Origin of the sequence: Leptolyngbya sp. DQ-M1, assembly GCF_039962505.1 — a bacterium.
GTDB lineage: Bacteria > Cyanobacteriota > Cyanobacteriia > Leptolyngbyales > Leptolyngbyaceae > Leptolyngbya.
Window position 1 is genome coordinate 223419 of record NZ_JAMPLJ010000001.1, and the last position, 21932, is coordinate 245350.

The window sequence follows — 21932 nt, forward strand, 5'->3', positions numbered from 1 at the left end:
TGTAATTGCTATGTCCCAGAATGGATTAGAGACTAGCCTATCTCAAAAGCCCATCTATCTCGATTACCATGCGACTACGCCTACTGATCCGCGAGTTGCAAGTTTAGTGCTGCAATACATGACTGAGGAGTTTGGAAACGCAAGCAGTACCGCTCATGAATATGGCGATCGCGCAGAATCAGCCGTCAAACAAGCCGCCAAACACGTTGCTGATTTAGTCGGAGCTTCACCACGAGAAATCGTTTGGACATCAGGTGCAACGGAGGGCATTAATCTTGCCATCCAAGGTAGCCTTTCTCCCAACCCACAGAAGCTACATCGAATCGCTCTGCTACCACTTGAACATAAAGCGGTTCTCGATACCTGTTTGGCTCTTGAGAAGCGAGGTTGGGCAGAACTCATTTACCTTCAAGTCGATTCTAAAGGCAGACTCGACCTCAATCATTTAGAGAAGATTTGTGCTGAGGGAGTAGCTCTGCTCTGCGTCATGGCTGCAAATAATGAAATTGGCAACATTTATCCAATTCAGGAAATCGGGAGAGTTGCTCAAAGTCATAATGTTCCGCTGCTTTGCGATGCTTCTCAAGGTGTTGGTAAGATCCCAATTCAGTTTGAGGAGTGGGGCATTACTTATCTAGCAATCTCCGGTCATAAGCTTTATGCTCCTAAAGGAGTTGGGGCACTTGTGGTTCACAAAGGACATCACTTGGAGCCGATTATGTTTGGTGGTGGGCATCAGAAGGGAATGCGATCAGGAACACTGAACGTCCCAGGAATCGTAGGATTGGGAGAGGCTTGTTGGTTGCGATCGCTAGAAATGGAAGAGGATGAACGAGCGATCGCTGCCAAGCGAGACCGGCTTCAGCAATTGCTCCTCGAAAGAATTCCAAATTTAGTGGTCAATGGAGACGAAGATCACCGTCTAGCAGGGAATCTTCATATTTCAGTTCCTGGGATTCCCAACAGTGCTGTCATTGCCAGAATTCGTCATCGATTGGCAATTTCGACGGGTTCGGCTTGTTCATCGGGTGTTGAGTCTCCTTCTCACGTTCTTCAAGCATTGCGCTTACCAGAGGCTATTGTTGATGGCGCACTCCGAATTGGGCTAGGGAAATTCACAACTGATGAAGAAATCGATCGTGCCTCTGAAATCCTTGCTGATACTGTCCTGCAAATTCAGCAGGCTCTTAACTTCTTATATCTAGAGCAATAAGCAGGCGGCGGTATTCTTCTTTAGAATTAGCGTCAAACTCAGCATTGGAGATTTTAAGAATGCGATCGCTTCCTCTCCCCTCTGGCGCAACCATTCCCGTTCTCGGTCAAGGCACTTGGCAAATGGGAGAAAATGCGAAAGCACGATCGCAAGAAATCGATGCTCTGAAATTCGGAATTGATTTGGGCATGACTCTGATCGATACGGCAGAAATGTATGGTGAAGGCGGCGCAGAAGAGGTTGTAGCAGAAGCAATCAAAGGACAGCGATCTCGTCTCTTTCTAGTGAGCAAAGTCTATCCGCATAATGCCACTCGCAGGGGAACGATTCAGGCTTGCGATCGCTCCCTCAAACGTCTCAAAACCGACTACTTGGATCTTTACTTGCTCCACTGGCGCGGCTCCGTTCCACTCTCAGAAACCTTTGAATCCTTGCTCGAACTCCGGCAAGCCGGAAAGATTCGGGACTTTGGCGTGAGCAACTTCGACCAAGATGACCTAATGGAAGCCCGTCAGTTTGATCAAAATCTCACCGCAACCGACCAAGTTCTATACAATCTCAGCCGTCGTGGAATTGAGTGGGATGTGTTGCCCTGGTGTCGTCAACAAGGCATTCCAGTCATGGCATATTCTCCGATCGAGCAGGGTCGATTATTGACGAATAAAGCGTTGGGTGCGATCGCGGCTCGATTAAACGTTACGCCTGCTCAAGTTGCGATCGCTTGGCTGCTGCGTCAAGAGAATGTGGTTGTGATTCCGAAATCGAGTCGGCGCGATCGAATTCAGGAAAACTATGCAGCATTGGATATCCACTTGAGCAGGGCTGACTTGGATGCGTTGGATCAAGCGTTTCCGCCACCTGTGCGATCGCAGCCCTTGGAGATGTTGTGAGTTAGGGCTGATTGTCGGTCGCGCTCATCATTCGAGCAGACAGCATCGGAAAAGTGCATCTATAGTTTTGACAAAACTATAGATGCAGTACAAGACTGCCAATTGTCCCCAAAAAATCTGCTCCAAAACTTACTTGACATGCTTTATAGTACATACATACGATAGAGCAAGTATACTGAATTTGTCCCAGATTGCGGTATAGATTGTCCCCAAATAGATACGTAGAATTCGATCGCGCATTGTTGTTGTACGAGGAGCGATCAATGAACGAATCAGAATGGTCAGAAATCAAACGCATTTTGGTACAGGCTTATATCGTTCTGGAGGAACTTATGTCACCCTTAGCCTGGAATAATGCTGATTCAGCAACTCAAGAAAATGTGGAGGAAGCAAAGAATAGGATTGCTGAAGCATTGCAAGATCCTGAAGTGGAAGAAGCTGCCCAACTGATTGAATATGAAACTCTCCTCCAGAAGCTGGAAGCTTTAGAAATGCCAATCACAGACGAAGAAATCGACATCTCTGAAAGATTCCGTAATTCGTACTAACTCCAACCAATCTGATCTGTCACACTATTAGCGAGATGCATGATAACTCTATTAGACGAGCTTCTCTAACCTTTGTATTAACTTGGTCAAATAGTCCTTGAGAAGTTGCTTACCTCTTTCGCGATGCTTTTCTTCCAAGCGCCCAGAAATTTCTGAATGATCGATTAGGTAATCCCGAATGTAACGAAGCACTCTGAGGTAAGCATACTTATTTGGCTCAGCTTCATTAGGATACCGCTGTTTAATGTCCTCCACTCGCATCTCTCGACGATACTTTATACTCAGCATCAACCACGCCTTGAGGTACATAAATACATCTTTCCGAAATCTTTCTAGATCTTGGTTGGCTCGAATTTCTTCTCTGGAAGCTTTGTCCATGCCTAGTTCTTTGCGACAAGCCCAATTAGCAAGACCTACTAGAAGTTCGTCTTCGTCACCCAATCTTCGTACAACTTCATCACTTGCAAGAGCATCATTCTTGATCTGTTCAAGCAGTGATTCATCTCGAATTGATAGGCGAGCAGAACTATAGTTCCGATGAGCAGGCAGAATTACTGCATAGTACTCTATGTCTTGCTGCTCAAGAATGCCCTCTGAGGTTTGAGTAGCCTTGTACTTCTGAATGCCTTCGTCTTTTGCTCGTTCTATTGCACCTTTAACTAGAGCATTCACCATGTCAAAAGACAGAGGCGCACCAAAAAGTGCAAAGATTATTGCTGTAGCCGTAAAGCTAGAATCGGGAAAAGCTTTAGATAGTAGTAGTGTTCCAGTAGCAGATCCCCAAATAAGAATCAATACAATCCAAACTGCTTGGTCTTCAGTTATGCAGAAGAAACGACGAAAACGCACCCTTGAAAAAGCCATAATTTAACTTCCGTCTTCAATTCGGTAGGAAGAGAAAAACTTTAGAAAAGTAGATCAAATCAATCTAGAGATCGCACCAATTCTTGCAGTAATTCTGACTCCTCCTTCATAGCTTTACGAATCCGAGCAATCATAGAAGAAGCCGTATTTTTACTCACTCCAATTTCTTGAGCAAGTCGCCGCACACTGATTACTCTAGATGAGTTCATCACTAATTTAAGGGCATGAAACCATTTCTGTAAATCTACATGAGTCTGATGAAACAGAGTGCCCACTGTAACGCTGTACGATGTAAAACAATCGTTACAGTGATATCTTTGTTCTGACTTAAAAGCTGCTGCATTGGTTGAACCACAATACGGACATTGAGGCCTTCCGTTCCAACGAATGCTTTCTAGCAAATGCAAATATTCCTGATGAGCTTTTGACATAGCGCAAAGAATCAAAATTGAGCTTCACGCTAATCAAAAGCCCAATCTGTCCCCTGTTACGCAGCACATCAGGTTAAATCAGTCACATTCGACAATCCACACGGAGTTTTAGACGTTGTATCCTGCCTCTTTTTAAGACTTGAAATAGCACATCGCGTAATTCTGCTTCGCCTTCGATGCCTCGAACGAGAATGCAATCGTACTTCTCACATCTAACCGGAATGTTGATAATCCACTCAAACCCGTCCGCTTGCCACTGCTCATACGGCTCAAAGCGGTAGTCCAACGTTTCAAACCAGCCGCGCATCTGTTGAGCCAGGACAAACGCATAACATTACTCAGATACCGAGCCTTTTGGAAGGGCTAGAAAAGATTGTGCTGTGAGCCTTGCCATCTCGGTACGGATGCCTCCGATCGTCGGCAATCGTTCTAAGCAATCCTGCACTTGGGCAATCTGACGATGAAGTAAGTTGAGTTGTTGTGTTGTCAGAATATCTGCTGGGGTGCGAGTGCGTTTCGCGATCGCGATAAACACCGTGGCAAACTGATAAAACTCCTGCCGGACATCTACCCCTAATGCCCGTAGTTCATCACCCAAAGCAGCTCCTTCAAGAAACCCCTCTCCTACTTGCAGCAGAACCGAGAAATTATCTTACCCCCAAGCTGCTTGCAAAGCTTGACGAATTTCGTGCTGACGAAATAGCTCCAACACAGCTTTAGGTTTTCCGACCCCATACTCAATCAGCGTATAGGCATACACACCACTAAAATCGGCAGGAGGGCTATCGGGACTGAGATTGAACTGCTTCAGCAGCCGAATCACGGTTTCGTTTCGCTCTAATTTGTTCCGCAGCATCGCTGTGGAATTGACAATACCAGTGATAGTTTGAATCAGCACGGTGAAATCGATCGGGATTACGGGGGCAGCCTCGAAACAAACGCCCCTAGACTAACCGTTCTAATTTCAGGTTGCCAAGATCAAAAATATAAAATTTGATACCTATATTACTGAAGACAAGTGTTTTGAGCGATGTCTTCTCCTCAAACCTGCACAGCCCATGAGATCGCAACCGAGCTATCGTGTGGCAAAACTGATGGCCTATGAATTGCAGTTCCTGACTAACCAAGTCGCTACAAGGTCAAGCTAAAGGCAATATTATTATGGAGGTGTGATTGCAGATTCACAATAGTCAAACTATGCCAAATGACTCGAACTCACCCCTAATTTTCCCGTGTCCCTCAAATTACTGGGCACTGGCTTGCGATGGCAACTATCCTTCCGTGATGGATTGCTTGATGCACCCTGAATCGGTGCAGTCTTTCCTATTTGCCGTTAGAAACCCTGAGCCTTCTGATGAGGTCGCGACGGAACCTTGGATGACGATCTCAGCCGAAATTTTGATCCGCGACGAAACTCATGCATTGGTGCTCTGTCGCGAGCAGGATAACCTGAGCGATCGCTCACGAGTAGGAATTGTGCGCTTGGACATGCCAGATACAACGCTGCGCTGGGTGGATGAAGGACTGCCAATTCCAGAGCCGTGGTTGAGCCGATTGGAAGCGGCAAATCTTGTCCCGCCACCCAGATATCGCACTGGAAGTCGTATTCAACGGGAAGTTCAATCAGACGTGAAGACCCAGATCGTGTTGCAATTTATCCAATCCCAAGAATTAGACGTGTTGCGATACATCGACTGTGGAGAAGAAATCGATGAAGATGCGATTGCAGTTCCGTTTGAGAGAATTGCAGCTCATCTAGAACTGGATAATAGTGCAGCATTGGCTCGATTGACCTATCTTGAAGAACACAACTTATTGGTTTCTCAGTACGAGATTGGCATGTTGACAGAAGATGGGGAGATGGAGTGGTCAGCAGTTCCCTCTGGGCTAGCTTATTTGTCGGTGCCGTTTTATCAAGCGATCTCGCCTGATCTTCAAACTCAGATCAGTGCATTGGATTCGACACCAGCAGGGAAGCGGAAACGACAACAAGGAATCAAGCAACTTGAAGCAGCGCTCCAATCCTACCCTCAATAATGCTGAGAGCCTTCGGTTTCCAACCGAGAGATAAAAGCTAACTAAAGGCTGAAGCCTGTTCTGTGATCCAAGTTCATTTGCTTCCAACCTTAAAAAATCTGAACTCATTTAGGGTGCAATGCCTTTATGAGTGAAGATCTTGGAACAAAAGACTGAGGCAGTGTTTTATGGTGTGGCGTACCAGCTTGGGAGAGCGTGTCCTGCAAAGCATCGAAGCGGAGGTTTATCTAACTGCGGTACAGCATTCAGTTGAATACCTTCAAGATAGCCTGGATTTCGATGAGGTAGAAATTAAAACGGGCGATCGCATCTTTGACTCTGCCAGCATTAATCAGAAAACTGTTTTACTTCACACCTGTTTGTCAGCATTACTCCGCTCAGCCATAGAAGCCCCACCCCTCACAAATGTCACCGAAGCTGCTGCTTATTACCCGTTTGCTTTTCTGAAGCTGCGAGTTGGAGACGAAATTATGATGAGTCAGGAAGAATGGTCTGACGAGGAGGACGAAGCGATTAAATATTTCTACCGTCGTTTGATCTGGAAAGCCTTCGAGCAATATCTCCTTCCAGCATGGCAAGCAGGAATTGAGGAATTTGGACCCAATGAGGAGTTGGACAATTTTCACGATTGTTCAGACGATCTCGACCTATGGCGCACAGTTATTGATGAACTTGCGGATAGAATTTTTTGGGATCGAGACTGGCAAATCAAAGTACGCGATTTTGAATCTCCCACTGATCTTGATGAATCGCTGGGTTTAGAGGAATATTTCACGGATCACATTCCACTCGTGAGCAAGAAACAAGTCGCCGATGCTGTAGCAGAAATTAAAAATTGGCAAATGATCGAGAATTAGCAGATACACCCTGCGGAATGGGTTTGCGATTTAGAGATCTGGAACTTGAATATGATCGGTTGGTTTAGCGTAAACGCGATCGATCATTTCTGGTGACGTACCCACCCATTTCGCAATCTGGATACTGGGAATGTCTGCTGCACGACAGAGACTACAAAATGTATGCTTGGTTTGATAGGGATTTCGGTATTCGATATCCGGTAGTGACTTCAGTACAGTCATCCAAGCTCGATTGGTAAAGTTGTGCCAATCAATCAACTTTCCTCGTCGGCTCGGAAAGACCAAAGCCTCTGGATCACATTTGAACGGTCGAATTGCCTTGAGAATCGTTGCAAGCTGAGCATTGACTGGGAACTTGCGGCGCTCCTGCGTTTTCAGTCCCTTTTTCAGCACTAACCCAGCCCGACCGCCATAAACCAAGGCACGTTCAAAGGTCACGTTGGCAGTTCCGATATGCTTCCATTGCAAGGCGACGGCTTCGGAAGGTCTACAACCTGTGTAGAAGAGAAACTCAACAAGCGGTGTGTAGTACTTGTAGTAGCGATTCTCTTTGAAAGCAGCAATGATGCGATCTCGCTCCTCTTTCGTGAATGGATTGATTTCCTCCTCTTCCGTACCTGTCTTTTTGATTTTGACTTCTGCTGGCATCCCATCAAAGGGATTGGAGTCCAACAACCCTGATTTTCTCGCCCACTTACAGCAAGCCGAAAGTTGAGTGAGAACACGCTGGGTCGATTCCGCCGGGACATGACCAGATAACCAATCGAACACCGCTTGTGCATCGTTGGGTGATTTATGGGGACACCGTTCTAGATGATTGGCGACCCAACCATACATTCTGACAGTCGAAGGGGATTTGCCTGGTTTTCTGACCTCAACATACTGTGACCAGAGATCGAGTAACGTTGGCAATGCCGTAGGTAAAGGCGTGGCATCTTCAACCGTTGTGAGTGCCGACTGAGGTTTGTACTTTTGATAGGTTGGGTCAAATTCCCCATACTCAATGTCGCGCTGAATTTGAAACGCTGTCTCTTGGGCTAATTTTCGATTGAGTGGGGTATTCGGAAAGCCTGTCGTGATGAAATGACGTTTTCCACCATGCGTAAAAATGATGCGGAGATAACCACGGCGATCGCTCACTTGAACTGACCCCGCTTTTGCCTTTCGTCGAGAATTTTTGGCGTACATGAACGACCTCCGAAGTGTTGAAGTGCGTTGACGTTCAGAATCATAGGAGGCAGTTAAGGCGCTAATACTGAATTTTTATGACTTTTCTGATCTCAAGCCGGATCACAATCTGGATCACAATCCGCATCACGATCTCACCTAAACTCACCCAAAAATAACCGTCGTGTTTTTTGAGGGTTTTCAAAAAGCTGCTCCCGGCAAGGGCTAGAAGCCTTACCGGGAGCGTGAAATGCTTGATTTTACTGAAAGCTGGTGACAAGACTCGAACTTGCGACCGGCTGATTACAAATCAGCTGCTCTACCAACTGAGCTACACCAGCAGATTTCTGAAGTATTCTATCAGACAATTCCGCGATCGCGCTACTTTCTCCTCTTGCTGTATTTCCACCAAACCTCTCTTTCAGTGGAGCAAACTCTGCCCAAGAACGCCTCTCTTGATAGAGAACGATTATTGTTAAAAATTCTAAACTTTTAGTTAAATCGCAGCAGTTTTATGGATTAGAGCAATAATATGGTCGCTAATGCTATTCAGGTTAAACCCCTCAGCCAACTTACCACCGAAGAACTCAAGGCTGAACTTTTGACGCTCGTTCGCGATCGCGATACTGAGCCGCTGAATCAAAAAGTGGCATATGCCAAAAACGAATTGGCTCCCTACTTTGAGGAACTCCAGCAGCGTAACCCGCATCCAGCAGTTGAATCGCAAGTTCCGATCGTTCTAGGCGTGTGGACACCTGTTTGGTCTACCATCCCATTTCATGATGTGTTACCAGGGCGGCTGCATGATTGTTCTTACCAAATTTTTCTAGAAAATGGCTACTACGCGAATATTGCAAGGTATGCACCGGGATCAAAATCAAAGCTGATTGAGAAACTCTCTCCGATTCTTGCGGCTTACGATTTTATGGTGATGCAGAAGTTTGAGATTCGCGAAGGGGAGTGGTTCATTCAGAACATAGCGATCAACCAGACGCTGAGATGGAGAGCGATTCCCTTGACGATCGAGAAAGCAGAAGCATGGTTCCATAAAGTGCTGGAGTCCCGCTGGGATGAATTTACTCAGAAAACAGCTCTACCTCAGCAACTCAAGCTCAACAATGTAGATAAAACAACATTGAAGAAGCTAGAAAAGACTTACCATGCCACACCCAAATTTGAGCATGTTTATGTCGATGAAACTCTGCGGATTGTGAAAACGCAGCGCGAAGCAAAGCAGCGCCCGTCTTATACGATCGCCGTTCGCCGCAAGTAAGCTAGTTCAATTCAGCCGCCGCATCTGAGCCTGTCAACCGTTCGATCGGTTGGGGTGCTTCAGGCGGCGGCGTGTGCTTTGAGCGCAGCATGATTGCACCAATGATTAGCGCTAGGATCGGAATTCCAATTGAGATTAGGCTTTTTAAGCTACTATTCAGTCCAAAGAAATACTGAGCGCTGCTAGAGAACGCGAATGCTAATGTTGTTAGACCAAAAAGTCGCGCTTGTGGAACTAACGCGGCGAAGGTAATCAAAATTGAGCAATACCACGGCATTAACCAGGAGGTTGCAAACAGCATCAGCACTAGTGTTGTCCAGCCCATATCTTCTAGCAGCATTTGGGGGGTCTGATTCCAGCGTTTGTCGCTGCGCCAAAGTTGCCAGCAGTAAAAGCCAAAAAAACCAAGCAGTGCTGCGCTGGAAAGTTTTGCGAGCATCGCTTGCTGTTGTAGCAGCGTGAGTTGTTCTGGCTTGAAAATCCGAATCAGATCGAGGGCAAATTTCGAGATTGCCATTAGCGAGGATTGATACTGTCCTGCCACGCCAGGATTAAGGATACTCTGCCAAGCTGCCAGATTGGGCATCACGGTAAACGAAAGCCCAGTCATAATCGCACCTGAGCCAAGGATCATTGCAATCAACCATTTCCAATGTCCTTGGCGCAGCAGCGTTACAGCAACCCAAGGTGCCCAAATAATCGGGAGCGTTTTTCCAAGAAAGCCACCCCACAACGCTGCAAAGGTGATCCAGAAGCGTTGTCTGGCAAAGGATAGTGCAAAAATGATCAAGCTGGTTGAGACTAAAATGTCCACGTGGGCTGAGCTAACTTGTTCCATCAGTAACAGCGGATGTAGCAAGTAAGCGATCGTAATCCTGCTGCGCTCTGGAACTGGAAGCCACCGCCAAATCAGATAGCTATTTAATAGGTGTAATAGTAAGCAGATTAGCTTAAACACATAGAGCGCTACGATCGGACTAATCGTGATAAAAACTGCGGAAAAAGTGAAGAGGACTTGGGAGAGCATCCCATAGGTTGAAGTCTGTCCCCAATCCACATAGGGGGATAGCTGTGTAATGTAAGAAGCGGCACGAATCAGATAAGGATTAGCTCCGCTGAGATTCATCAATCCCGCGTGGAGATAAAGGTAAGTATCATTCCCAAGCGGGTAGGCAATAAACGCCGAGATCCAGAAAAAGGAAGTTCTAAGCAGGATCGTGCGGAAACTCCAGGTTGAATGCATCCATGAGGAGCTGAGCAGATTAGCTATCCAGATGAGGTAGACGATCGACAACAGGAGGTAGCTTCCTCCGATCGCCAACTGCGTTCTCAGATCTGGGAAAGTGGCAAACTTTCGCCCTCCTGCGAGAACGTAGTAAAATTTATCGACTCCTAAATAAAGTAGAACAACGCTCAAAAACGTTGTTAGCATCAGAGCGATCGTGATTAATCCGCGATTTTTGTTCACTTAACTTTAGAATGAATAAATTCTTCTCAATATAACATCGGGTCTTTCTGATGGAATCGAGTTGATGAGAGAATAATCTGGCAGGATCAGTAAGCGTGGAGCAGAAATAAATATGGCTCAAAACCGCTTCATTCAGAATTTATGGCTTGGGGGCGCTGCGATCGTCGCGCTCTTGGTTGCAATTTTTCTTGTGCTTGAGCCTGCTACCTCTTCTCGCACGGCTCAGAAGGTGTGTATCCCCCTCTATGCGGCGGATATTTTATGTTTTGGAAAATCGGAGCAATTGTCTCCCGATAAGCCAACAGCGCTTGCCATCAGTTCGAGCGGCACTCTGCTTGCAGCAGGACAAGAGAATGGAATTGCACTCTGGGATCTCAAGACGCGCAGACTCCTTACTACTTTGCGCGACCATACGCAATTAATTACCGCGATCGCCATTAGCGCAGATGAAAAGATTCTCGCCAGCAGCAGCTTAGACGGCACGATCAAACTCTGGGATTTACCCAACCGTCGGCTTGTTTCAACGCTGAGAGCAGGCAGAGCGTCTAATCTGGCGTTCAGTCCAGATAGCCGTATTCTGGCTAGTTCCAGCCGCGCCAGACGTTGGGCAGATGGCGAATTTAGTCCGGTTGGGGTTCAAATCTGGGACATTGCAACTCGCCGCCGCATCTATAGCCTCGGAGAACAGCCGATTCGAGCGATCGGGTTTAGTCCAGACGGAACCTTATTAGCGACGGGAGATGGTACGAAAACCGAAATTTGGAAAGTCCAGGATGGCGATCGTCTTAGAACCCTAGATTCGGGGGAGGTAACTGGATTACTCTTTTGCCAGGATGGGCAGACCTTGATCACAGGAAGTAGCCGGATTAAGAGTTGGGACCTTAGAAACGGAGCGCTGTTAAAAACGTTCAGTGCAGGCGCTTCCGATCTGGCTTTGAGTCCAGATGGACAGACGTTAGCCACTGCCGCAGGAGGAGCAGTTCACCTATGGCATTTACTGCATGAACAATCCCTGGGATCACTGCCAGCAACGCCTTTTAGTAATCTGTCTGTGAAATTTGCGCTGCAAGGACAAGCCATTATTGCAGGCGGGAGCGATGGTATCCACATCTGGAGCGATCCTAACCCGACGCTGCAATCATTCTCAAGTCCAGCGTCATAGAGCTATTCTTAACTAGAGTCGTCAAAACCTAGAGATGTTGAAAATATTTGATGGACGTATTAGCTTAACGGTAGCTTTTACTCAAAGGATAGGGTTTCAATGTTCGATCGATTCGGATCTCAGTTTCGTAAAGTTGCTTCGATGATGGCGATCGCTGCCGCTTGCAGTGTGGTGTCGCATTCAGGTGCAATTGCTCAGTCACCCACACCCTCGGCAAGCCCTACACCCTCGGCAAGTCCCACGCCAGCAGCATCTCCGGCTCCGGTGAATACTCGCAACTTGACGATAACTCAGCTACTTCAACAGGCATCTAGTGCAGGTCAGTTCACTACCCTTGCTGCCGCAATCAAAGCAGCAGGCGTTGGTAATGCCCTTCAAAAAGGTCAAAGAGTGACGATTTTTGCGCCCACGAATGCCGCATTTGCCGGTCTGCCTGCGGGAACCGTAGAAAAGCTAGTGCAACCCCGAAATCGTGCACTGCTGGCGCGGATTCTGGCATACCACGTTGTCCCTGGTGAGTTAACCGCGAAACAACTCAGAAATGGCAATCTTAAAACTTTGGGAGGTGGTGTTTCGATCGATGTCACACCCTCGCGTGTGATTGTGAATGATGCCCGTGTCGTACAAGCGGATCTCCTAGCGTCGAATGGCGTAATCCATGCTGTGAATCGAATTATCATCCCGCGTGAGATTCGCAACCAGTTAGGTTCGCTGAAGTAACGCTCAGAAATCTATCAAAAAAAGAAGCTTGTAGCTGCATTAGTAAAATGCTACAAGCTTCTCATTGTCTTGATTGTGTGCCTTTATTGGCAATACACCAAATTGGTTCCGGGAGTATTCTGGAACCCGTTAGAAATCCAGCCTGACAGTGGTTTTGCAATATTGACCCAAATCCGACCGCCACTGATGCCAGTCGTTGCAGGGTTCGTTGTCAGAAATACCTGTGAGTTAAACGCTACGTTGCCCACGATCGGGGAATTAATATCCGCGCGTTGACGCACGATCAACCCTTGCGTTTGGCTCACTCGGCGGCAGGTTCCTTGTGGATTTGGCTTCGGTGGGCAGAGTTTTAGGGTTGCAGTTTGAATGAAGCCTGCCGTGGGAGCGCTCACGCCAATGAATCCGTTTTGTGCAGCATTCTCACTTAGTGTCACGGACTGGTTTTCAGCTAGAGTACGAACGACCGCGCTCGTTGACGATCGTTGAGCAAAGATTGCCGTAGATTGTTTTGCACAGCGAGCTTGACCTGTTAGCTGTGCGGATGCAGGAAGCGAGATTACAGGAGCCGCAAGGGCTGCGATCGTGACCGTCGAAAGCGACTGTTGCCAAAGATTTTGTTTCATATATTCAACTCCTCACAAGGTAGAACCTTTACCAGTGGTCTACCAGGGAATTATCCCACGGATAATACAAAAACCTGCCTTTGTTACGGCAGGTTTTACGATTGAGCGTCAATTGATCAAAGCGGGCACCGGGAATCGAACCCGGATATCCTGCTTGGAAGGCAGGTGTTTTACCACTAAACTATGCCCGCGCTGCTTATCGCTTTGTTTTGCGCTTTCTTACAATAGCACCTTTCTCGCAAATTGATGCAGTTTGATTAAAAAAATCTTCTACCCCAGTTTTCGCACTCTCCGGTAAAATAGACTATTTGTGCGGAAACAATCGAGAATACTGAAATTATGGCGAAGCGGATTCAGCTAGTTCTGACTCAGAACGTAAGCAAATTAGGACGCATCGGGGACTTGGTGGAAGTCGCTCCCGGTTATGCAAGAAACTATCTTGTGCCCCAAGGCAAGGCAACGACGGTCAATCCTGGCATTCTCAAGCAGGTCGCCCGTCGGCGTGAACTTGAAGAGCAGCGCTTAGCTGAATTGAGACAGCAAGCGGTGCAAATTGCAGCAGAAATCGAAACGGCAGGCGGATTCGATATCGAAAAGCAAGCCGGCGAAAACGATGCGATTTTCGGAACGGTGACCAATCAGGATGTCGCAGAAGCAATCAAGGCAAAGACCAATCAAGAGGTCGATCGCCGCACGATTACGCTTCCCGATATTCACAAAATCGGAGAGTACAAGGCGCAAGTCAAGCTGCATCCCGAAGTAACGGCAACGGTGGTGGTTCGAGTCGTTGCAGCTTAGTACAAGTCTACTATAAACTGCTAAGATTGAAGTACCTGTAGGGGTTGAGTTCCGTAGTTTTGTGGGATTCAGCCCCTTTGATCCATTCTCGCAATATTGCCCCTCAGCATCATGGTTCAAGAGTTTAATTTTCAACCCATTAACGATCGCATTCCACCCCAAAATTTGGATGCTGAAGAAGCCATTTTAGGGGGAATTCTGCTTGATCCAGAGGCAATTACGCGAGTGCTGGACATTCTGCGCCCGGAGGCGTTTTACAGTAGCGCTCATCAGGAGATTTACAAGGCTTGTGTGGCGCTGCATTATCAAGGGTCTCCCACGGATTTGATGAGCGTTTCGACCTGGCTTAACGATCGCGGACTGTTGGAAAAACTCGGTGGACAATCAAAACTGGTGCAATTAGTCGATCGCACGGTGAGCGCAGTCAACATTGATCAATATGCACAGTTAGTTGTAGATAAGTATCTACGGCGAAAGTTAATCAGCACTGGACATCAGATTTCTCAGCTTGGACATGAAACGGCGAAAGACTTAGAGAAAGTTCTGGATGAAGCTGAGCAGAAAGTTTTTAGCATTACACAGGTGCGCCCAAATCAGGGATTGATTCCGACAGCGGACATTTTGACCAAGACGTTCTCTGAAATTGAAGAACGATCGGCAGGGATGGCTTTACCGGGATTGGCTTCTGGTTTTTATGATCTCGATGGCAAGACTCAGGGCTTTCAGCGATCGGACTTGATTATCGTGGCGGGTCGTCCGTCAATGGGGAAAACAGCCTTCTGTCTAGGTTTGGGGCGCAACATTTCAGCACAGTACAAGCTCCCGATCGCGGTGTTTAGCTTGGAAATGTCAAAAGAGCAGATTGTGCAGCGATTGTTAGCCAGTGAGGCGCGAATCGAGAGTGGACGACTTCGATCGGGACGCATTGCTTCTCAAGATTGGGAGCCACTAGGCAATGCGATCGCTCGATTGTCTGAACTGAAGATTTTTATCGATGACACCCCTAACATTAGTGTGGTTGAGATGCGATCGCGTGCTCGGAAGCTACAAGCCGAACAGGGCGGCGTACTCGGCATGATTTTAATCGACTATCTCCAACTGATGGAAGGAAGCGGCAGTGAAAACCGGGTGCAAGAACTGGCGCGAATTACGCGGGCATTGAAAGGGTTAGCGCGGGAGTTAAATGTCCCTGTGATCGCGCTGTCTCAACTTAGCCGGAGTGTAGAATCACGCGCTGACAAGCGTCCAATGATGTCAGACCTTCGTGAAAGTGGTTCGATCGAGCAAGATGCCGACCTGGTGATGATGCTTTACCGGGATGAATACTACAATGAGGACACCCCCGATCGCGGCATTGCAGAAGTGATCATCACAAAGCACCGCAACGGGCCAACAGGAACAATCAAACTCCTATTCGAGCCGCAATTTACGCGATTTCTGAATCTAGCGGCACCAAATCGGTTCGATTCGTAACCAAATTGCTGATCCAATCCTAGCTGAATCGAGTAATATGAATGACGGGTTTGGAATTGCAACGATGCGTACCAATGGTTGAGTCAAGACTGATTCAGGGTCAGCCTGTGGAACTCCCTCAGTATCGAGTTCGAGAAAGCATTAAAGCGAAACACGTCAGCTTAAAAATGACGGTTCAGGGTGGCTTAGAAGTCATTATCCCACGCGGATTTGACCAAAGCCGCATCCCAGAAATTTTGCACACCAAGCAAAGCTGGATCGAGCGCACGATCGAACGCCTCGAAGAACAGCGCCAACAATTATCGATCGATGCTTCTGCTGCGCTACCTGAACAGTTGTTTCTCAGAGCGATCGACCAAACCTGGACGATCGAATATCAGCCGACTGGATTTTCGCGGGCAACGCTCAGCGAGAAAGGTAAATCGCGGTTGATTCTGCGCGGCAACACTCACAACGAAGAACTTTGTCGTTCCCTGTTGCAGCAGTGGTTAACCCATAAAGCTTATCAGCGACTCGTACCTTGGCTGTGGTCAGTGAGCCAAGAACTCAACTTACCGTTTCACAAAGCCTCCATTCGCGGACAGAAAACGCTCTGGGCAAGTTGTTCTCAGCAATGCAACATCAGCCTGAATTTCAAACTGCTGTTTCTGCCCCCTGAATTGGTGCGCTATGTCTTTGTGCATGAGCTCTGTCACACCGTACATCTCAATCATTCGGCGCAGTTCTGGGGACTTGTGCAAGAAAAAGATCCAAACTACAAAGCGATCGACAAAGAACTGCGGCAATCGAGCCATTATGTTCCTGCGTGGCTTGAAATGAACGGGGTGAGAGATTAACTCATGCTTGCGATAGGCGAAGTCAGCGATCGGACTTTCTAGGATTTTTAAAAATTCTAGATAAAACCATGACAGAACCGACAGAACGCTTACCGAAAGCCACCGATGACTCTGCACCTAAAAACCAAAAGGTGGTTGATCCTAACGATTTAGTTTACAGCGGTGGTTATCAGGGAGACCCGCGAGAACTTGTTGAAAATCCGGCTGTCACACCAGAAATGCCAAACGAACCTGGCGATCTTAGAGCCGATGAATTGGATGAAGATTAACCCTTTTCCGTATATTTTGGCATAACTTATACCTGTTTCGCATCTCTGTCACCGGAGAGATGATAACTTCTTCATGGTAAATTTACAGTTGCTTCGGTAGAAATTCGTTTTAAGCTCGGAGTAAATACGGTTGACGAAGTTTATCCATTGGGCTTCGTTTCGATTGTTTTGCTTGGTTCTTCGGTCACTTGACTTGGAGGCGCTTTTCCTGATTTTCGTTGCTGTCTCAATCGGCTCTAGACTCGCCTGAGTTTTCACATTCAGCGAGCGGGGTGTTTCTGCTCAGACAATTCGATCGAATCGAATTGTTGGTTCTCTATGGTCTTGTCATGAAAGTAGCCCTCGTCCATGACTATCTGACTCAGCGGGGTGGTGCAGAGCGCGTCTTTGAGATGCTCTGTCAGCGCTATCCCGATGCCGATATCTATACCTCCCTGTATGAACCCGCATCCTCGATCGACTTTGGCGATCGTGCGGTGTTCACGACCTATCTACAGCAGCTTCCACAAGCTTCACGCTACTTCAAGCTTCTAGCGCCGCTGTACTATTCAGCATTTCGGGCGCTGGACTTGCGCGAGTATGACTTGATTATTAGCAGCACCACGAGCTTTGCCAAAGCTGTAAGAAAGCGTCCTGATGCGAAACATATTTGTTTTTGTCACAACATCACGCGATTTCTTTGGGACACTCAGACTTATCTGCGTGAATACACTGCCTATCGGCGCTTTCTGCCCCTCATCGAGCAAATCTTTCGGGCAATGCGAAAAGCTGACCTTGCTTACGCCCAAGAACCAGATGTCTACATTGCCAACTCTCACACCGTAGCGCGGCGAATTCAAGAGATTTACAGCAAGCCTGCTCACGTCGCGAACTGTCCAGTCGATAGCGAACAGTTTGACTTCTCACCTCAGAAAGAAGATTTCTATCTCGCTTCGGCTCGCTTGATTAGCTACAAGCGGTTAGATGTGGTGGTAGAAGCGTTTAATTGGCTGGGCTGGAAGCTGTTGATTACAGGAGACGGCCCAGAGCGCGACACGCTAGAAGCGCGAGCGCGGCAGAACGTGCAATTTTTAGGGCATGTCAGCGATGCGGAGCGCAAACAACTGATGTCTAAATCGAGATCAGTGATCGTGATGGCGCTCGAAGATTACGGATTGGTTCCGGTTGAGGCAAACGTAAGCGGAACTCCCGTAATCGCCTATGGAGAAGGCGGCGTTCTGGATACTCAGATTCCAGGAGTGACAGGTGTGTTCTTCAATTCTCAAACGCCTCACGCCCTCTACCGCGCTCTGCTCAAAGCCAAAGCGATCGACTGGAACTACCACCGAATTCGCGAACACGCAGTGAGTCGCTTTTCCAAAGATGCGTTTTTTCAGTCGATCGACTCGGTGATCGCAGAGGTCTGTGGCACTGGCTAATTTAGTAAATTCATTTTTCTAGCTTCCTGAAATTTAAAATCAACGGAGTAACGATCGTGTCGCAAGGTAATCTTCCCCTCCTCAATTCATTCCCGTCGCAAGAACCCGATCCAGGGTACGGGCAACTTCTGGGCGTGTTGATGCGGCGGAAAGCTTGGTTTCTGGGCGCAATTGCGGGAACCGTGGCGCTGGCTGCGATCGTGACCTCGATCATGCCCCCTACCTATCGCAGCACCATGCAAATGCTGGTCGAGTCAAACTACCGAGAACGTCGCGCTCCGGGTGATAATCGTCCTTCCTTTGCTGATCCCAACGTCGAAAGCGATACCGCAACGCAGGTCAATTTAATGCGAAGCACTCAACTGCTGCAACGGGCTGTAGATGATCTGAAGCCGCGCTACAGCGATATCAGCGTCGATCGCTTAAGGCGGCGGCTGAATATTGCCCAAGTGCAGGAGCAGCGCGGCAATGAGCGCGTCACTACCAACATCGTGGAAATGAGCTACATCGATCACGATCGGATCAAAACCCGCGAGGTACTTAAAGCGCTGCAAAAGGTTTATCAGGACTACAACTTAGAACAGCAGCGCAATCGTTTGGCAAAGGGATTATCGTTCATTGACGGACAGATTCCGCAGGTGCAGGCGAAAGTAGATAAAGCCGAAGCTGCTTTAGAGCGGTTTCGCAAATCTGCAAACCTGATTGACCCTGAAGTGCAATCAAGGGCGGTGGTTGATTCGCTGCGGGAATTGCAGAAAAATCAGCAGGCGAATCGCAGCGATCTTGCTAGCGCTCAGGCACGGTTTTACGCGCTCCAGCAGCAGTTAGCCCGATCGCCGCAGCAAGTCGCGATCGCCGCAAAACTTAGCCAATCTAAGCAATATCAAGCCTTACTGGGTGAAATTCAAAAAACTGAAGTTGCCTTAGCTCAGCAGCAAACGCGCTTTACCAGTAAAACTCCGTTTGTGCAGCAGCTTTTGGAGCAGCGTCAGCGCCAGCTTGGGTTGCTTCAGCAGGAGGCGCAGCGGGTCTTAGGCGCGAATGCGGGCGCGGTTGCAGGATCAAGCGATGCCCTGCTTTCCGCCGGACAGTTAGGGGATAACGATCTAAAATTTGCCAGCGACTTAACTCAGGCTCAGGTGGAGTTCTTTTCGGCGCAGGCGCGGGATCAAACGCTGGCAACAGAATCCCAGCGGCTCCAATCTCAACTCCAGCGATTTCCAGGTTTCTTATCGGAATACAACCGCCTCCAGCCTGCGGTGAAGCTGAACCGGGACACGCTGGATGAACTGCAAAAAGCGCGGCAAGATTTGGGTCTGGAAATTGCGCGGGGTGGTTTTGATTGGCAGGCGGTAGAGCAGCCAAAGTTTGGTCGGCAAGTTGGTCCAAATTGGTTACGCAATTTGCTGATTGGAGGTGCGGCGGGAGTCATGCTGGGGAGTGTAGCGGCGTTCCTGCGCGAATCGGCAGATAAATCGATTCGGACTTCCGAAGACTTAACCAAGCAGGCATCAATTCCGCTGATTGGGATGGTGCCGGAATTGCCGATGACCGAGATCATGCCAGTGACCAGTTTTGCGACTCATCGATCGCGCCTCGCCGGAGACATTGTCATGCCGCAAGTGCTGCATTGGGCACCGTTCCGCGAATCGCTGGATTTGATTTACAAGAATCTGCAACTGATGACCGATGGGAATCCGCTGCGATCGCTGGTGGTCACTTCAGCGTTAGCGGGTGAAGGCAAGTCAACTGTGGCGCTGGGCTTGGCGATTAGTGCAGCACGGCTGCATCAGCGCGTCCTGTTAATCGATGCTGATTTACGTCGTCCTGGACTGCATGAGCAATTGCAGCTCCCGAACGATCACGGGCTTTCGACATTGTTGACGAGCGATCGGGCGCTGTCGCAAGCCGCGATTCAGCCTGCGAGCATTTACAGCGATCTGCCAATCTCAGTATTAACTGCTGGCCCCACTCCTAGCGATTCCGTGCAGTTGCTCAGCTCCAAACGGATGCGCGATTTGATCACGGTGTTTGAGCAGCATTACGATCTGGTGATTTTAGATGCGCCACCCGTGTTGGGAATTGTGGATGCCTTATTGGCAGCTTCTTTCTGTGATGGAGCGCTGTTAGTCGGTCGGATGGGGCAGGTCAATCGGGATGAAGTGACGCAGGCAGTGGGGATGCTGAATCGGTTAAATCTCGTGGGTGTGGTTGCAAATTGTGCTGAAAGTGGAAATAGTTACTATTACCGCTCAACGACAACAACGCCTTAGAATTAATTCACAAATTGCAATTAAAAAAGAAGGCAATCAGATTTGCTTGGCTTGATTTGTCCTCTTTTTTTGATGCTAATTTCTAATCATTTTGGAAATTTCGACAGATTAAGAGATAATGCTTTCTATTACAGATTGATTCAGCAATAATCGAGCAGTTTTGACACAAGAGTTTAGGGCAACATCAACTACGATCGCTTGCTTTTTCTAAGTTGAATATCAAATATACTTTAGGACTAATGAGGGGCAACATGACGATCTGGGCATCACCAATTCGCACTCTAAAGTCAAGCGCCGACAGCGGTATTGCCGCTCGGCAGACGGGCGAAAGTAGAGCGGCTTCTTCATCGATTAAGCGGAGAAGAAGTATAAAATTATACTTACATAAGACAAGATCAAGTGATATGAATTGTTCAGTTCAGCTCAATTCTAGAATATGCACTTTTTCAGAATCAAAAATCATCACATTCTAACTTTTAGCAGATTTATCTTTGAGCGAATGAACTAGGATACAAAAAGCCAAAATAAATCTAGACTCGCTGTGATTCTAGACTGAAAATTAAAGCTTTACTAAAGTGATCCTGCTCGATTGATACCAGATTGACCGTTTAAATTCTCCATAGAAGATTCGATTTTCCGCGACTTTACCGGATACCTTATGACAACTTTTAATCCGCTAATTTTGCAAGAAACCTCAAGCTCAACTTGCGAAAAATTTCAGCAGAATAGCCGACGGTGTTTTCTGTACTGGCGGCAACGGCAGCTTCTGGTCTTACAATTTGCATCTCCAACTTCTAGCAGTAATGAAAAACAGCCTCCGCTGCCACCCCTGAGCGATCCAGGCTGGCTTTTAGACTGCTTGCAGCGATCGCCCATTCAGCGGGTTCGCATCGATCCAGGCTTAGGAGAAGCCACCGTTAAACAATGGGCAGATGTTTGCGAACAAGCCGGGAAAGACATTTATCTGCGCTTACCTTCTGCGGCACAGTTGCCGCAGAAGTGTAGAAGCATTCTCTGGGGCTGGAAACGAGCGCTTGATTGGGCTGTCGCTGCATTGCTTTTGGTTGTACTCAGTCCACTGCTCGTGGGGATTGCGATCGCGATTGCGCTTTCCTCTCCGGGAGCGGTAGTTTTCAGCCAGTGGCGCGTCGGTCAGCGCGGCAAACTATTTCGAGTACTGAAGTTTCGCACAATGGTTGCAGATGCAGAGCAAGCCCATCACGGCATTATGGCGAATCAAGGCGCGGGCTGTCTGCACAAGCGCGAAGACGATCCGAGAATTACCCCCTTGGGCAAATGGTTGCGCCGCTATAGCTTGGATGAATTGCCGCAGCTAATTAATGTGTTGCGGGGTGAAATGAGCCTAGTCGGACCGCGACCCTGGGCGCTGTATGATGCGGTGCGAATTCGTCCAGAAATGCAGGAGCGATTGAACGCGCTACCGGGAATTACGGGAGCATGGCAGGTTGAAGCCCGATCAACGCTGCTGGATCTTGATGCGGTCAATCGTAGAGATTTAGAATATTTGAAAAATTGGTCATTGGGAGGAGATTTCAAGATTCTATTGCAGACCGTTCCCAAAGTTTTATCGGGCTTTGGAGCGTTTTAGAGC

At 47.9% G+C, this 21932-nt stretch carries 23 protein-coding genes and 2 tRNA genes; 15 read left to right on the forward strand and 10 right to left on the reverse strand.

What is annotated here, in order from left to right; translation table 11 throughout:
- The first annotated feature begins 10 nt into the window (after positions 1-10).
- From NC981_RS01015 to NC981_RS01025, 3 genes are all read left to right on the forward strand, one after another.
- On the forward strand, positions 11-1213 hold the full coding sequence (locus NC981_RS01015) for a cysteine desulfurase family protein (protein WP_348241171.1): 1203 nt from the start codon (positions 11-13) through the stop codon (positions 1211-1213).
- Between the two features lie 59 nt (positions 1214-1272).
- Positions 1273-2103 carry an aldo/keto reductase gene (locus tag NC981_RS01020; RefSeq protein WP_348241172.1) on the forward strand — a complete coding sequence of 277 codons (831 nt, stop codon included), beginning with the start codon at positions 1273-1275 and terminating at the stop codon, positions 2101-2103.
- A gap of 263 nt (positions 2104-2366) precedes the next feature.
- Positions 2367-2651, forward strand: coding sequence for a hypothetical protein (locus NC981_RS01025; protein WP_348241173.1), 285 nt, complete (start codon positions 2367-2369; stop codon positions 2649-2651).
- 51 nt (positions 2652-2702) lie between these two features.
- Here NC981_RS01025 and NC981_RS01030 read toward each other — a convergent pair whose 3' ends face one another.
- The 5 genes from NC981_RS01030 to NC981_RS01050 form a co-directional block, all read right to left on the reverse strand.
- Positions 2703-3515, reverse strand: a complete 813-nt coding sequence (locus NC981_RS01030; protein ID WP_348241174.1) for a hypothetical protein — start codon at positions 3513-3515, stop codon at positions 2703-2705.
- Between the two features lie 59 nt (positions 3516-3574).
- Positions 3575-3946 carry an IS1595 family transposase gene (locus NC981_RS01035; RefSeq protein WP_348241175.1) on the reverse strand — a complete coding sequence of 124 codons (372 nt, stop codon included), beginning with the start codon at positions 3944-3946 and terminating at the stop codon, positions 3575-3577.
- Positions 3947-4028: 82 nt separating this feature from the next.
- Positions 4029-4253, reverse strand: a complete 225-nt coding sequence (locus tag NC981_RS01040) for a hypothetical protein (RefSeq protein ID WP_348241176.1) — start codon at positions 4251-4253, stop codon at positions 4029-4031.
- A 27-nt stretch (positions 4254-4280) separates the two neighbouring features.
- Positions 4281-4544, reverse strand: a complete 264-nt coding sequence (locus NC981_RS01045) for a hypothetical protein (RefSeq protein WP_348241177.1) — start codon at positions 4542-4544, stop codon at positions 4281-4283.
- Positions 4545-4598: 54 nt separating this feature from the next.
- Positions 4599-4844: a hypothetical protein gene (locus NC981_RS01050; RefSeq protein WP_348241178.1), complete on the reverse strand. Its 246-nt coding sequence runs from the start codon at positions 4842-4844 to the stop codon at positions 4599-4601.
- Between the two features lie 299 nt (positions 4845-5143).
- On the opposite strand from NC981_RS01050, the gene NC981_RS01055 reads away from it, so the two are divergent.
- Together NC981_RS01055 and NC981_RS01060 are read left to right on the forward strand one after the other, a co-directional pair.
- Positions 5144-5983, forward strand: coding sequence for a hypothetical protein (locus NC981_RS01055; protein ID WP_348241179.1), 840 nt, complete (start codon positions 5144-5146; stop codon positions 5981-5983).
- A gap of 167 nt (positions 5984-6150) precedes the next feature.
- Positions 6151-6840: a hypothetical protein gene (locus tag NC981_RS01060; protein ID WP_348241180.1), complete on the forward strand. Its 690-nt coding sequence runs from the start codon at positions 6151-6153 to the stop codon at positions 6838-6840.
- 30 nt (positions 6841-6870) lie between these two features.
- Here NC981_RS01060 and NC981_RS01065 read toward each other — a convergent pair whose 3' ends face one another.
- Both NC981_RS01065 and NC981_RS01070 read right to left on the reverse strand, forming a co-directional pair.
- Positions 6871-8028, reverse strand: a complete 1158-nt coding sequence (locus NC981_RS01065; protein ID WP_348241181.1) for a DUF3596 domain-containing protein — start codon at positions 8026-8028, stop codon at positions 6871-6873.
- 247 nt (positions 8029-8275) lie between these two features.
- A tRNA-Thr gene (locus NC981_RS01070) sits at positions 8276-8348 on the reverse strand.
- A gap of 191 nt (positions 8349-8539) precedes the next feature.
- Here NC981_RS01070 and NC981_RS01075 point away from each other — a divergent pair.
- Positions 8540-9280 (forward strand): hypothetical protein, encoded by a 741-nt coding sequence (locus NC981_RS01075; protein WP_348241182.1) that lies wholly within the window; start codon positions 8540-8542, stop codon positions 9278-9280.
- Position 9281: 1 nt separating this feature from the next.
- On the opposite strand, the gene NC981_RS01080 is transcribed toward NC981_RS01075, so the two are convergent.
- The gene (locus NC981_RS01080; RefSeq protein ID WP_348241183.1) at positions 9282-10748 is read right to left on the reverse strand and encodes a hypothetical protein; all 1467 of its coding nucleotides are present in this window, start codon (positions 10746-10748) and stop codon (positions 9282-9284) included.
- 112 nt (positions 10749-10860) lie between these two features.
- Between NC981_RS01080 and NC981_RS01085 the strand changes: the two genes are divergently transcribed.
- The gene (locus tag NC981_RS01085) at positions 10861-11910 is read left to right on the forward strand and encodes a WD40 repeat domain-containing protein (protein ID WP_348241184.1); all 1050 of its coding nucleotides are present in this window, start codon (positions 10861-10863) and stop codon (positions 11908-11910) included.
- Between the two features lie 99 nt (positions 11911-12009).
- Positions 12010-12630, forward strand: coding sequence for a fasciclin domain-containing protein (locus NC981_RS01090; RefSeq protein WP_348241185.1), 621 nt, complete (start codon positions 12010-12012; stop codon positions 12628-12630).
- Positions 12631-12713: 83 nt separating this feature from the next.
- Here the strand turns inward: NC981_RS01090 and NC981_RS01095 are convergent, their stop codons facing one another.
- Entirely contained in the window at positions 12714-13253 is a 540-nt protein-coding gene (locus NC981_RS01095) for an SH3 domain-containing protein (protein ID WP_348241186.1), read from the reverse strand.
- 120 nt (positions 13254-13373) lie between these two features.
- A tRNA-Gly gene (locus NC981_RS01100) sits at positions 13374-13444 on the reverse strand.
- Between the two features lie 148 nt (positions 13445-13592).
- Between NC981_RS01100 and rplI the strand changes: the two genes are divergently transcribed.
- From rplI to hepC, 7 genes are all read left to right on the forward strand, one after another.
- Entirely contained in the window at positions 13593-14051 is a 459-nt protein-coding gene (rplI, locus tag NC981_RS01105; RefSeq protein WP_348241187.1) for a 50S ribosomal protein L9, read from the forward strand.
- A gap of 111 nt (positions 14052-14162) precedes the next feature.
- Positions 14163-15524 carry a replicative DNA helicase gene (dnaB, locus tag NC981_RS01110; protein WP_190376047.1) on the forward strand — a complete coding sequence of 454 codons (1362 nt, stop codon included), beginning with the start codon at positions 14163-14165 and terminating at the stop codon, positions 15522-15524.
- Between the two features lie 74 nt (positions 15525-15598).
- Positions 15599-16360 (forward strand): SprT family zinc-dependent metalloprotease, encoded by a 762-nt coding sequence (locus NC981_RS01115; protein ID WP_348241188.1) that lies wholly within the window; start codon positions 15599-15601, stop codon positions 16358-16360.
- A 68-nt stretch (positions 16361-16428) separates the two neighbouring features.
- Positions 16429-16629 carry a hypothetical protein gene (locus tag NC981_RS01120; protein WP_348241189.1) on the forward strand — a complete coding sequence of 67 codons (201 nt, stop codon included), beginning with the start codon at positions 16429-16431 and terminating at the stop codon, positions 16627-16629.
- 329 nt (positions 16630-16958) lie between these two features.
- Positions 16959-18047: a glycosyltransferase gene (locus tag NC981_RS01125; protein WP_348241190.1), complete on the forward strand. Its 1089-nt coding sequence runs from the start codon at positions 16959-16961 to the stop codon at positions 18045-18047.
- Between the two features lie 56 nt (positions 18048-18103).
- A complete protein-coding gene (locus NC981_RS01130) occupies positions 18104-20320 on the forward strand; it encodes a polysaccharide biosynthesis tyrosine autokinase (protein WP_348241191.1) in 2217 nt (738 codons plus the stop codon).
- 658 nt (positions 20321-20978) lie between these two features.
- Positions 20979-21929, forward strand: coding sequence for a heterocyst development glycosyltransferase HepC (hepC, locus tag NC981_RS01135; RefSeq protein WP_348241192.1), 951 nt, complete (start codon positions 20979-20981; stop codon positions 21927-21929).
- The last annotated feature ends 3 nt before the right edge of the window (positions 21930-21932 follow it).